At 73.1% G+C, this 12,288-nt stretch carries 11 protein-coding genes; 7 read left to right on the plus strand and 4 right to left on the minus strand.

Annotated features, from left to right (window positions below; genetic code table 11):
- Window positions 1–5: 5 nt before the first annotated feature.
- The 3 genes from ACFE7W_RS20035 to ACFE7W_RS20045 are packed head-to-tail and all read left to right on the plus strand — an operon-like array spanning window position 6 to window position 4,613.
- Window positions 6–1,184 carry a hypothetical protein gene (locus ACFE7W_RS20035; protein WP_375426596.1) on the plus strand — a complete coding sequence of 393 codons (1,179 nt, stop codon included), beginning with the start codon at window positions 6–8 and terminating at the stop codon, window positions 1,182–1,184.
- A complete protein-coding gene (locus tag ACFE7W_RS20040) occupies window positions 1,181–3,448 on the plus strand; it encodes a tetratricopeptide repeat protein (protein ID WP_375426597.1) in 2,268 nt (755 codons plus the stop codon). The genes ACFE7W_RS20035 and ACFE7W_RS20040 overlap by 4 nt, the downstream gene beginning before the upstream one ends.
- Window positions 3,449–3,476: 28 nt before the next feature.
- Window positions 3,477–4,613: a zinc ribbon domain-containing protein gene (locus ACFE7W_RS20045; protein ID WP_375426598.1), complete on the plus strand. Its 1,137-nt coding sequence runs from the start codon at window positions 3,477–3,479 to the stop codon at window positions 4,611–4,613.
- A 22-nt stretch (window positions 4,614–4,635) separates the two neighbouring features.
- On the opposite strand, the gene ACFE7W_RS20050 is transcribed toward ACFE7W_RS20045, so the two are convergent.
- Window positions 4,636–5,685: a M48 family metallopeptidase gene (locus tag ACFE7W_RS20050; RefSeq protein ID WP_375426599.1), complete on the minus strand. Its 1,050-nt coding sequence runs from the start codon at window positions 5,683–5,685 to the stop codon at window positions 4,636–4,638.
- Between the two features lie 114 nt (window positions 5,686–5,799).
- On the opposite strand from ACFE7W_RS20050, the gene ACFE7W_RS20055 reads away from it, so the two are divergent.
- The 3 genes from ACFE7W_RS20055 to ACFE7W_RS20065 all read left to right on the plus strand — a co-directional run bounded on the left by ACFE7W_RS20055 (window position 5,800) and on the right by ACFE7W_RS20065 (window position 8,210).
- Entirely contained in the window at window positions 5,800–7,080 is a 1,281-nt protein-coding gene (locus tag ACFE7W_RS20055; RefSeq protein ID WP_375426600.1) for a VWA domain-containing protein, read from the plus strand.
- Window position 7,081: 1 nt separating this feature from the next.
- Entirely contained in the window at window positions 7,082–7,849 is a 768-nt protein-coding gene (locus ACFE7W_RS20060) for an FHA domain-containing protein (protein ID WP_375426605.1), read from the plus strand.
- 136 nt (window positions 7,850–7,985) lie between these two features.
- Complete coding sequence (locus ACFE7W_RS20065; protein WP_375426601.1) at window positions 7,986–8,210, plus strand: DUF3107 domain-containing protein; 225 nt, start codon at window positions 7,986–7,988, stop codon at window positions 8,208–8,210.
- Between the two features lie 29 nt (window positions 8,211–8,239).
- Here ACFE7W_RS20065 and ACFE7W_RS20070 read toward each other — a convergent pair whose 3' ends face one another.
- Window positions 8,240–8,956: a ferritin-like fold-containing protein gene (locus ACFE7W_RS20070; protein WP_375426602.1), complete on the minus strand. Its 717-nt coding sequence runs from the start codon at window positions 8,954–8,956 to the stop codon at window positions 8,240–8,242.
- Between the two features lie 471 nt (window positions 8,957–9,427).
- Between ACFE7W_RS20070 and ACFE7W_RS20075 the strand changes: the two genes are divergently transcribed.
- Window positions 9,428–10,825, plus strand: coding sequence for a DEAD/DEAH box helicase (locus tag ACFE7W_RS20075; protein ID WP_375426606.1), 1,398 nt, complete (start codon window positions 9,428–9,430; stop codon window positions 10,823–10,825).
- A gap of 31 nt (window positions 10,826–10,856) precedes the next feature.
- Here the strand turns inward: ACFE7W_RS20075 and ACFE7W_RS20080 are convergent, their stop codons facing one another.
- Complete coding sequence (locus tag ACFE7W_RS20080; RefSeq protein WP_375426603.1) at window positions 10,857–11,507, minus strand: class F sortase; 651 nt, start codon at window positions 11,505–11,507, stop codon at window positions 10,857–10,859.
- Window positions 11,504–12,288 (minus strand): DUF4397 domain-containing protein (locus ACFE7W_RS20085; protein WP_375426604.1); only part of this gene is annotated, 785 nt, incomplete at its 5' end. The genes ACFE7W_RS20085 and ACFE7W_RS20080, both read right to left, overlap by 4 nt.

Genomic DNA, 12,288 nt, shown 5'->3' on the forward strand with positions numbered 1-12,288 from the left:
TGCCCGTGTCCACGCCTGACCTCGGGACGGGAGGGCCGGACGGCGGCACCGTCACCGCTCCGGCGGCTCCCGGACGGCTGGGCGTCGCGCTGGAGCCCTCGGTCGCGGCCCGCTACCTCGCTGACCTCGAACGCTGGTGCACGCGGCGCCGGACCGAGCTGGACACGCTCGACGCGGCCGCTCTCGGCACCGCCACCCCCGGGGCGGCCACGGCCGACCTGACGCTCTCGATGGCGCTGTGGAAGGCGGTCTCGGACCGGTACGCCCTGCTCGCCGCCACCTGGGGCGGCGGCCGCGTCGGTCCGGCCGAACGGGAACGGCTCTCCACCCTCATCTGGGGTCGGCTGGACACCTCCGGGGTCGACACGTCCGAAGTGAGCGGAGCCGGTGCCGCGGCAGGTCTGGCCCTGTCCCTGCCGGAGGCGTGCCGGCTCTCGGACTCCCTCGTCGCCGCGCTGCGGGTACGGCTGGGACTGGACCTCTCCGGCGCGGAGGTGACGTCGCGGCTACGGGCGCTGCGAGCCGGCCTGGAGCGGATCCGTGACCAGGTCGGGCTGGAACCGGCCGGGGCCCGGCAGCAGCAGGCGGCCGCGACCTCGGCCCGGCTGGCCCGCCGGCTGGCCGAGCTGAGTGACAAGGCCGGTCGCGGGGGCGACGTCGCGGGGCTGCTCGGCCCGCTGGAGATCGAGGCGGCCACCTTCGAGCGGGACCTGATCGTGGGTGCCGCCCGCCGGCAGCAGGCGGCTCTCCAGCTCGCCGGGGTCCGTCGGCTGCTGGCCGAGCTCGAGACCCGCAAGGCCGCGCTCCGGCAGCTCGTCGCCCGCTGCGTGGACACCGTCGAGCCGGCACCCCGCTACGCCGTACCCGACGTCTCCGCGCTCGGTCCCGTCCCGAACACGCCGGCCGCGCTGGAGGCGTACCGGTCACGGCTCGAGCAGGTGCGCCGCGCGATGGCGTTGGTGCAGGACGCCTACGGCGCCGCCCTGGCCGACCACGCCGAGCTCGTCGGACGGCTGGACGCCCTACGCGCGAAGGCCCGTGGCACCGGCGTCGCCGAGCAGCCCGACCTCAGCCGCGCCCACGCCCTGGCCGCGGAGACCCTGGCCCGCCGACCCTGCCCGATGAGGATCGCCGCCCAGCTGGTGGGCCTCTACGCCAGCTACCTCGAGGAGGCGCGGCCGTGACCGCCTGCACCCAGCCGGGCTGTACCGGCACGATCGTCGACGGCTACTGCGACGTCTGCGGCATGCCGCCCTCGGTCACCCCGCCCGTCCCGGTCGCGACTGCGTCTGCGGCCGCCCCGGCCACCCCGCTGGACCCAGGCGGCCCGGTCAGCGCCGCCAGCGCCCCCGCCGGAGCGGTGTCGACCCGCACGCGCGGCTCCAGCCGGCTCTCTTCCACCGCGCTCGGCTCCTCACGCGCGAGCCAGGGCGGGTCCAGACTCACCAGCCGGGTCCGCTCCGGTTCGGTCCGGATGCGGGCGGCCCGGCTGGGCGCCGGTCTGACCCGGGTGCCGCCGGCCCCGGTCGTCGACGCAGCGTCGGCGGTGCTGACCAACCCGGTGGTGCCGGAGGACAAGCGGACCTGCTCCACCTGTGGCGCGCCCGTCGGCCGCGGCCGCAACGGCCAGCCCGGACGGCCGGAGGGGTTCTGCGCGCGCTGCGGCGCCGCGTACTCGTTCACCCCGAAGCTGAAGGCTGGCGACGTGGTCGCCGCCCAGTACGAGGTGGCGGGGGCGCTCGCCCACGGTGGGCTCGGCTGGATCTACCTCGCCCAGGACCGCAACGTCTCCGACCGCTGGGTGGTGCTGAAGGGCCTGCTGAACACCGGTGACGCGGACGCGATGGCCGTGGCGATCATCGAGCGGCAGTTCCTGGCGCAGGTGGAGCACCCGCTGATCGTCGAGATCTACAACTTCGTCAGCCACGAGGGCGCCGGCTACATCGTGATGGAGTACGTCGGGGGGGTCTCCCTGAAACAGATCCTCAAGTCCCGGATGCGGGCCAACGGCGGAGTGTTCAGCCCGCTGCCGGTCGACCAGGCGCTGGCCTACATCCTGGAGATCCTGCCGGCGTTCACCTACCTGCACGACCTCGGCCTGGTCTACTGCGACTTCAAGCCCGACAACCTCATCCAGGTCGGGGACGCGGTCAAGCTGATCGACCTCGGCGGCGTCCGTCGGCTGGACGACGACGAGTCCGCGATCTACGGCACGGTCGGCTACCAGGCTCCGGAGGTGGCTCGGCTCGGCACCAGCGTGGCCTCCGACATCTACACCATCGGCCGCAGCCTGCTGGTGCTGATGGCGGAGTTCCGCGGCTACCAGACCCGCTACGTGGCCACCCTGCCGCCGGTGGAGGAGACGCCGGTCTTCACCGCACACGACTCGCTCTACCGGCTGATCGCCAAGGCCTGCGCCCCGGACCCGGCGGACCGGTTCGCCTCGGTCGATGAGTTCCGGGTGCAGCTGCTGGGCGTGCTGCGCGAGGTGGTGGCGGCGTCCACCCCGGGCACGGCGCTCACCTCGGCGGCGTCGGTGCTGTTCGAGGCACCGGCGGTGACCAGCGACGCCCTCGAGTGGGACCAGCTCCCCGTGCTGCGGGCCGACACCAGCGACGCCCAGTACGCGTGGCTCAACAACCTGGCCGCCGACGACCCGGCCGAGCGGCTGCGGGTGCTGCAGTCCGCGCCGGACTCCACGGTGGAGGTCTGGTTGGCCCGGGCCCGGGCCGGCCTGGAGCTGGGCGCGCGGGCCCAGATCGACCGTGCGGTCGAGGCGATGCTGGCGGACGACCCGTGGGAGTGGCGCGCGGTCTGGGTGAGCGGGCTCGCCGCCTTGGCGCGCCAGGACTTCGCCGCCGCCCAGGCGTCCTTCAACGCCGTCTACGGGCAGGTCCCGGGAGAGCTTGCTCCCAAGCTGGCCCTCGGCCTAGCCTGCGAGCGGGGCGGGGAGGATCTCGTCGCGGAGAACCTGTACTCGACCTGCGCGAGCACCGACGCCAACTACGTCGCTCCCGCCGCATTCGGCCTCGCCCGGATCCGGCTGGCCCGCGCAGACGTGGCCGGCGGGGTCGCGGCGCTGGACCTGATCCCCTCCACCAGCCGGGGCTTCACCGAGGCCCGCCGGCTGCGCGCGGAGGCTCTCTACACCTCGGCCCAGGCCCTGCCCGCCCTGTCGGCGGCGATGTCCAGCCTGGACGGGGTCCGGCTGGAGACCCGGGAGCAGGCTCAGCTCACGGCCCAGATCCTCTCCCGCGCCCTCGCGCTGGTCGAGCGCGAGGGACCCGAGGAGGCCGTGAAGATCGGCAGCTACGGCGCCAACAGCGACGAGCTGCGGGACGGGCTGGAGACGACGTACCGCCAGCTGGCCGGCACGGAGACCGACCAGGAGCGCCGCTGGGCGCTGGTCGACCAGGCGAACGCCGTGCGAAGGTGGAGCCTCCGTTGAGGGTCAGGACGACGAGAGTGGCAGGCCGATGAGCGAACCGCTGATGGCGGCTGCCGGTGCCGCGGCGACGACGCAGACCCGCTGCCCTTCGTGCGGCACCGAGGTGGCCACCACCGAACGCTTCTGCGAGGCCTGCGGAGCTCCCCTGACGCCGACCGCGGACGTGACCCCGCTCGGGCCCGACGGCGCCGAGAGCCCGGTCGAGCTCAGCCGACCGGTCACCCCGAGCGCCACCGCCACCACCTCGGCCACCGTGGCCGCTACGGTCGCCGCGCCCTGCGTCAGCTGCGGCGGGGAGGTGGGCGAGGACGGCTACTGCACCACCTGCGGCACCAAGGCGGCGAGCCCGCGGGACCACTACGTCGAGCAGCCCGCCTCGTGGGTGGCCGCGTGCTGCGACCGCGGCATCCGGCACACCCGCAACGAGGACGCGACCGCGATCGCCGCCGACGAGATGCCCGGGTCGCGGGCGGTGCTCGTGGTCTGCGACGGCGTCTCGACCTCGACCGACTCCGACGTGGCCGCCCTGGCCGGCGCCCGCAGCGCCCGGGACGTCCTCGTCGCCTCCCAGCCGACCGGTCTCGGCGTGGCCGCCAGCCGGGCCGCGGCCCTGGCCCAGGCCCTGGGCACCGCCACCGCCCAGGCCAACGCGGCCGTGATCGCCAACACCGCCCCCGAGAGCGACAACGCCGCCTCCTGCACCTTCGCGGCCGCGGTGCTCGAGAAAGGCCTCGTGGTCTACGGCAACGTCGGCGACAGCCGCGTGTACTGGCTGCCCGACCCCGGAGCCGGGGACCCGTTGGAGCTCAGCCTCGACGACTCCGTCGCCCAGGTCCGGATCGCGATGGGCGTGCCGCGTGCCGAAGCCGAGAACGGACCGCAGGCGCACGCCATCACCAAGTGGCTGGGTCGGGACAGCCCCGACATCTCGCCCCGTACCGGTTCGGTGGAGCTGCACGTCCCCGGCTGGCTGATGGTCTGCTCGGACGGCCTCTGGAACTACTGCTCCGCCGCGCCCGACCTGCAGGCACTGGTGGCCACCACCAGCGCGCAGACCGGCGGCGCGCCGCTGCCGCTGGCGCAGGCGCTGGTCGCCTGGGCCAACGCCCAGGGCGGCCGCGACAACATCTCCGTCGCGCTCGCCCGCCACTCCCCCGTTTCCTGAACCTGTCGCGGCCAGCGCTTGCCTAGTGGTCAGGCGGCTTGCCCGGAGCCTGCCACCAGTCGCGCAGCCGGTTGGCCGCGGCGCCACCGGCCGACCCCAGCACTCCGCCGAGCTTGCCCACCAGGCTGACGAGCGGGTCCGCCGAGGTGCTGAACGCCTTCTGGTAGGAGGCGGCCGCGGCGCGCACGTCCTCCCCGATCGGCGCTTCCCGGTCCTCGCTGCGCCGCGGGTAGTCACCGGCCAGGATGGCGCGGTACTCCCTGCCCGCGGCCCACTGCTGCAGCTCGGCGGCCCGCAGCGCCGCCATCGGATGCGTCTGGCCGGAGATCTGCAGCAGCTTGAGCACCGAGTCGCGGACGTCCCCGCTGGCCTGGTACTCCTTCGCCTGGTCCAGGAAGCCGGCCACGTCCATGTCGTCGGGGTCGAGCGCCCCCGCCATGGCCGCGTGCACCCGCAGGGCCAGGTCGGCGTCCTGGATGCACAGCAGCCCGGCCCGGTCGGCGGAGAGCTCGGCCTTGCGGTACCACTCGTGCAGGGCCAGCACGATCGCGCGCAGCCCCCATGCGCCCAGCGGCAGCCACGAGATCGAGGCGGAGATGGCCACCAGCTGGGTCAGCACGGTGCGGTAGAGCGCATGCCCGGACAGCACGTGGCCCACCTCGTGCCCGATCACGAAACGCAGCCCGGCCCTGTCGACGAGCTGGAGCATCCCGGTGGTGGTCACGACCAGCGGCTTGTCGGTGCCGACGGCCATCGCCGAGGGCACCGGGTCCTGGACGACGTACAGCTCCGGGACCGGGTACAGGTCGAGGGTGGTGGCGCACTCGGCGATCATCGTGTGCAGCTCGGGGTACTGCCGGGCCGAGACGCGGACCGCCGTGGCCAGGTACAGCAGCCGCACGCTGCGCTCACCGATCGCGCCCAGCACCGCCTTGAGCACCGCGTCGAAGCCGGGGATCGCCCGCAGGGCGACCAGCGCGCCCCGGTCGGCCGGGTGCTCGTAGGCGCGGGGGCTGATGTCGGGGAAGCGGATCCGTCCCGCTCGAAGCTCCCGGTCGGCGGCGTAGCTCACGAGAGCGATCGTAGGGCCGGATCGGGCCGGAGGAGCTGACCGCGGGCCAGATGGCGCCTCCGGTAGGTGATACTGAACCGGACCCGACCAGCGACGACGGAGGACCCCAGCGCCATGGCAGAGTTCAGCGCCAGCGTCTACCAGAACGAGTTCCTGCCCGACGGCGGCACCGACGTCAACGCCATCGTGACGCTGACCTGCTCGGGTGCCGGAGCGGCCGGTCAGGCCGGGTCGGGTGACGCCGGGGAGATCATCATCGTCGACACCTCCGGCTCCATGGGCCGGACCAAGCTCGAAGCCGCGAAGCTCGCCGCGTCCGCCGCGGTCGACCAGATCCTCGACGGCACGATCTTCGCCGTGGTGGCCGGCACCCACCAGGCCTACCTCGCCTTTCCCCCGGTACGGACGGGGGCCGGGATGGTCCGGATGGACCCCGGCGCCCGCTACGCCGCCCACCAGGCGATCGCCCAGTTCCGAGCCGACGGCGGCACGGCGATGGGCACCTGGCTGACGCTGGCCGGTCGGCTGTTCGACTCGGTCCCCCAGCTCGCGCAGCGGCACGCGATCCTGCTCACCGACGGTGAGAACCACAACGAGACCCCGCAGCAGCTGAGCGCCGCGATCGCCGCGGTCACCGGCCGCTTCCAGTGCGACTGCCGCGGCGTCGGCGTCGACTGGCAGGTCGAGGAGGTCCGCCGGATCGCCCAGGCGCTGCTCGGGACCGTCGACATCATCCCCGACGCAGCGCAGATGCGACCGGTGTTCGCCGCCCTGATGCAGCAGTCGATGAGCCGCGGCGTGGCCGAGGCGCAGCTCCGGGTCTGGGCGCCGCAGGGCGCGCAGGTGCTGTTCGTCCGACAGGTCTCCCCCACCGTGGAGGACCTGACCGCCCGTCGCGTGACGGTCAACCCGCTGACCGGCGGCTACCCGACGGGCTCGTGGGGCGACGAGTCGCGCGACTACCACGTGGCCGTCCGGCTGTCGGCCAAGGCGATCGGCCAGGAGCAGCTGGGTGCCCGGGTGCAGCTGGCGGTCGGCGACCAGGTCGTCGCCTCCGGGCTGGTCAAGGCCCGCTGGTCCGACGACGACTCCCTCACCACCCGGATCAACCCGGCCGTGGCCCACTACACCGGGCAGACCGAGCTGGCCGACGCGATCCAGCAGGGGCTGGCGGCCAAGGCCGCCGGTGACGTGGAGACCGCGACCACCAAGCTCGGCCGCGCGGTCCAGCTGGCTGCGGCCACCGGGAACGAGGAGGCCACCAGCCGGCTCCGCAAGGTGGTCGACATCGACGACCAGGACACCGGAACGGTCCGGCTCAAGCGCGCTGTCGAGCGCGCCGACGAGATGGCGCTGGACACCGCCTCGACGAAGACCACGCGGGTGCGTGGCTGAGATGGCTACCTGCCCGAACGGCCATCCCTCGTCGGCGACCGACTACTGCGACGTCTGCGGTGCCCCCCTCGCGGAGGCGGGAGCGACCCCTGCCGTATCCGGCGGCCCGGCCCCGGCTGCGGCGACCGGCACCCAGGCCTGCCCCAGCTGCGGGACCGCGAACGCCACCGACGCGCTCTTCTGCGAGGCCTGCGGCTACGACTTCACCACCGGCAGCATGCCGCGGCCGCTGGACCCACCGGAGGCGCTGGTCCCGCCCGACGCAGCGTCACCGCCGCCCGAGGCCGCACCGCCGCCCGAGGCCGCCCCGCCGGTGCCGGAGGCGGCGAAAGCAGCCACGACGCCCGAGGGCGACTTCTCCTGGGTCGTCGAGGTCTGGATCGACCCGGCCTGGTACGCCGCTCAGGAGAGCCCGGACTCACTGCCCTCGGCCGGGGCCCCGGTGGTCCGGCCGTTGCGGGGCCGCTCGCTGCTGGTCGGCCGGACCTCGGTCAGCCGCAACATCCACCCCGACGTCGACTGCGAGAGCGACACCGGGGTCAGCCGGCGCCAGAGCCAGCTCACCACCGACGGCTCGCGCTGGTGGGTCGAGGACCTCGACTCGGCCAACGGCACCTTCGCGGGGCCGGCCAGCGGGACGCTGCCGAAGGACCCCGTTCCGGTCGGCACCAAGCACGAGCTGAAGTCCGACGACCGGGTCTACGTCGGGGCCTGGACCCGACTGGTCATCCGCACGGCGACGGAGGAGGAACGCGCCACCCTGACCTGACCCGGCCTGGCCAGCGCCGTGGTCGGGCGCCGCGAACGCTGTGGGCGAACAGGTTCGGCCTCCGGCGGGGCGATGTGGCACGGTGGAGGCGAGCTCGACGGCCCGGACGGGCCGTCGAGGAGATTCAGGAGGATCTGTGGAGATCAAGGTCGGCATCCAGCACGTCAACCGCGAGGTCGTGGTGGAGACCACCGAGACCGCCGCCGCCGTCGAGCGGGCCTTCGCCGAGGCCATCGGCAGCGAGGGCGTCTTCACCGTCACCGACGAGCGGGGCCGCCGGGTGCTCATCCCCTCCTCCAAGATCGCCTACGTCGACCTGGGCGAGGAGCACGCTCGCAAGGTGGGCTTCGGCTCTCTCTGACCCGCCCTCGACCCGGTGACGACCGGCGCTCAGGCCTGCAGCCCCAGCGCCGCCATCCGGCGGGTGTGGTTCTCGATCAGCCGCGAGAACATCCGGCTGACCGCGGCCAGGTCGAGGCCGGGACGGTCGACCGTCCCGGTCAGCAGGCTCGTCAGCGCCTCGCGGTCGGCGGCGACCCGCTGGGCCTGGCTGAGGGCCTCCCCCACCAGGCGTCGGCCCCACAGCGCGAGCCGGCCGGCCACGCGGGGCTGCGCCTTGATCGCGGCCCGGACGTGCTCGACCACGAAGTCGGCGTGGCCCTCGTCGGCCAGCACCTCGTGCACCAGGGCCCGGGTGTCGGCGTCCACGAACGCCGCCACCTCGCGGTAGAAGTCGGCCCCGATCCCGTCGCCGACGTAGGCCTTGACCAGGCCCTCCAGCCAGTCCTTCGGGCGGGTGTGGTCGTGGAAGGTGTTGAACGGCTCGTGGAACGGCTTCATTGCCGTCATCACGTCGACGTCGAACTCGGCCAGCCGCGCACCGACGCGTTCGAAGTGCGTGACCTGGTGGGCCGCCATAGAGGCCAGGGACGCCTTGTCGGCCAGCGTCGGAGCCAGCCGTGCGTCCTCCGCCAGCCGGTCGAAGGCGGCCAGCGCCCCGTAAGCGAGGATGCCGAGCAGGTCCAGCGCACCCCGTCGATACGCCGCGTCGGGGTCGTCCGCGAGGGTCAGGTCCGGCTCCGTCGGGTCCTCCTCGGCGTGCTCCACCGTCGCAGCCTAACCAGTACGGCGGCGCCGGTCGGGTCGACGAGTGCGGTCGAACGGGCGCGACCAGGTAGGATAGTCCATGAACGCATCAGGTGATGCGTCCCTGGTTCTTGCCTGAGGTTCGTGGTGCCGCGCTCCAGCGTGGCTCGCAGCACCGTCGGTGAGCGCCGCAGCGGTGGTCTAGCCGGGTGGCCGGAGCGCCCGCGGCACCGCTCCCCCTCGAGGGCGGGCGGACCAGGTGTGACCGTCCGATCTCCGCAAGCGAAGGCGACCATCCTGACCAGCGACACGTTCGAGCAGCTCGACCCGAGCGAGCTCGACCCCCAGTCCAGCACCGACCAGTCCGACATCGACGCGGTGACCATCCCCAAGCCGGTGCTCCAGCAGACCTTCGCCGACCTCGGCGTGCTCGACACCATCGTCGACGCGCTCAGCGAGGTCGGCATCGTGCACCCGTTCCCGATCCAGTCGATGGCCATCCCGATCGCCCTCACGGGCACCGACATGATCGGTCAGGCGCGGACGGGTACGGGCAAGACGCTCGCCTTCGGCATCCCGATGCTGCAGCGGATCGTGGTGCCGGAGGAGCGCGACTTCGAGTCCCTGTCCAAGCCGGGTGCCCCGCAGGCCCTGATCGTCGCGCCGACCCGTGAGCTGGCCAGCCAGGTGAGCAAGGACATGTCCGTCGCGGCCGCGCAGCGCAAGGCCCGCGTGGTCACGCTGTACGGCGGGATGGGCTACGAGCCCCAGCTGGACGCGCTGAAGTCCGGCGTCGAGGTGGTCGTCGGCACGCCCGGGCGGCTGCTCGACCTGGCCGACCGTCGCGCGCTGGACCTGAGCCACATCAAGGTCCTGGTGCTGGACGAGGCCGACGAGATGCTCGACCTGGGCTTCCTGCCCGATGTCGAGCGGATCCTGGCCAAGACTCCCGAGCTCCGGCAGACCATGCTGTTCTCCGCGACCATGCCGTCCGCGATCGTCACCCTGGCCCGCCGCCACCTGCGGCACCCGGTGAACATCCGGGCCGAGTCCGCGGAGGATTCCACCACCGTCCCGGCGACGGCCCAGTTCGTCTACCAGGCGCACGACCTCGACAAGCCCGAGGTGGTGGCCCGCATCCTGCAGGCCGAGAACCGCAACCGGGTGATGATCTTCTGCCGCACCAAGCGGTCGGCGCAGCGGGTCTCCGACGACCTGGCCGAGCGCGGGTTCAGCGCCACCTCCATCCACGGTGACCTGTCCCAGGTGCTGCGGGAGAAGGCGCTGAAGCGCTTCCGCAGCGGCGAGGCCGACGTGCTCGTGGCCACCGACGTGGCGGCCCGCGGGATCGACGTCACCGACGTCACCCACGTGATCAACTACGAGTGCCCCGAGGACGACAAGACCTACGTGCACCGGATCGGTCGGACCGGGCGCGCCGGGGCGTCTGGCATCGCCATCACCTTCGTGGACTGGGCAGACCGGACGCGGTGGAAGGTCATCAACAACACCCTCGGGCTGCCGTTCGAGGAGCCGGAGGAGACCTACTCCACCTCCGAGCACCTCTTCCACGACCTCGGCATCGACCGCAGCGCCAAGGGCCGGATCAACGAGCCGCCGGCGCCGGTCCGGGCCGAGCGTGGCAGCGGCCCCAGCTGGGAGGAGCGTCGGGCCCAGCGTTCGGGCCAGCCCCGCAAGCGCAGCCGTACCCGCAACGGTGGCCAGACCGAAGGTACCGAGGCCGGGACCGGCACCGCCCCCGCATCCTCGGAGGCCCCGACGGTCGTCGAGTCGGTCGAGTCCGGTGACGCGCCCAAGCGTCGGCGTCGTCGCCGTCGCTCCGGTGGCGGCGGGTCGTCCGACCCCGTCAGCGCCGAGGCGAGCAGCTAACTGCAGCTCGGGCGGGACAACCGAGCCGGAGCTAGCGAGCCGGACCGAGCGGCGCGGCGGTGACGACGACGTTGCTGTCGTAGCCGCCCCGGTCGGCCCGGTAGGCCCCGCCACAGGTGATCAGCACCAGGCGGTGGTCGCCCAGCTGGTCGAAGGCCGAGCTCGAGGTGGCCAGCGCCTGCTTCTTGACCGTCTTGACCGACGTGACGCGGTAGCGGGCGCGGTGGTGACCGTGCGTGACGGTGACCACCTGGCCCTTCTTGACCGCCAGCAGCCGGGAGAAGAAGCCGAGACCCTCGGTCGCGGAGTCGACGTGACCCGCGATCACCGTGGTCCCGAACGGGTCACCGGCCTCGGCGCTACCGTCCCACCACCCGACGTGCTGGACGTTCTCGGGCACCTTCAGCTCACCGCCCACCGTCGCTGCCGGCTCCACCACCGCCGTGGCGCCACCCGACAGCACGACCGAGGTCGGGACGAACCGGACCCGGGTGCTGGGGGCAGCCGCGCCCACGCGTGCGCTGGGTACCGGCTCGGGCGGCGCGGTCGAGCTCGGGACGCTGGAGGGCGTGGACGCGGCTGGTTCCGGCAGACCGGCCGAACCCGGCGTCACCGGGCTGCCGCAGCCCGCCAGCCCGAAGGCCAGCACGACCGCGGCCCCGGCGAGCCGGCCGCGCCTCAACGCCAGAACGACGCGAGCGACTTCAGCCCGACGGCCTGGCCGCCCGTCCCGGTGTCCACCCGCTGCGGCTTCTTGGAGCCGCTGGTGCCGGTGTCGATGACGTGCACCGCGACGTTCATCGTGTTGTCCGCCGGGTTGCCCAGTGCGTAGACGCGGTTGAGCGCGCCACCCTTGACCGTCAGGTCGACCGGACCGAGCAGGACAGGCTTGGCCTTGCCGGCCGGCACGATGGCCACCTTGTACGTCTGCACCGGTACCACCAGGTTCAACGACTGGCCGTTCGCCACGTTCTTGAAGAGCACCTTGCCGTCCACGCGGATGTCCGCGGGAGCGACCTGGGCGGTGTGCGCCACCACCAGGTCCGCCTTGCCGGCGGGCACGGCCGAGGTGTCGTTCCGGAACACGGTCACGGCCGGCTTGCTCTTGGACGCCGCCGGCAGGTGGACCACGACGTCCCAGCTCGACTTCGCCTTGACCGAGAACATCCGTTCGAGCAGCACCTTGCCGTCGTCGGAGAAGGTCACCTTGCGACTGCCGGGCTTGACCGCGATTGGTCCGACCACCGCAGCCGTCTTGACCGCCCGCGCCACCACGTGCCCGTCGACGGCCACGTCCACCGTCTGGCCGGGCAGCCCCTGCACCACGTACACCTTGGCGCTGTCAGACGCATAGCTCGGCCCGGCCGTCAGCACCACCGACCCAACCACCGCCAACCCCGCCAACGCCAGCGCCAACCAGCGCCGAAGAATCTTCGTCGTCACCCCAACCCCCGATGGTGTGG

The organism is uncultured Friedmanniella sp., assembly GCF_964244285.1.
Classification (GTDB): Bacteria; Actinomycetota; Actinomycetes; order Propionibacteriales; family Propionibacteriaceae; genus Microlunatus.

Excerpts from the sequence above, each read along its gene's own strand:
- ACFE7W_RS20060 (WP_375426605.1), top strand. The coding sequence starts at position 7,082 with ATGGCTACCTGCCCGAACGGCCATCCCTCGTCGGCGACCGACTACTGC.
- ACFE7W_RS20055 (WP_375426600.1), top strand. The coding sequence starts at position 5,800 with ATGGCAGAGTTCAGCGCCAGCGTCTACCAGAACGAGTTCCTGCCCGAC.
- ACFE7W_RS20045 (WP_375426598.1), top strand. The coding sequence starts at position 3,477 with ATGAGCGAACCGCTGATGGCGGCTGCCGGTGCCGCGGCGACGACGCAG.
- ACFE7W_RS20075 (WP_375426606.1), top strand. The coding sequence starts at position 9,428 with ATGGCCATCCCGATCGCCCTCACGGGCACCGACATGATCGGTCAGGCG.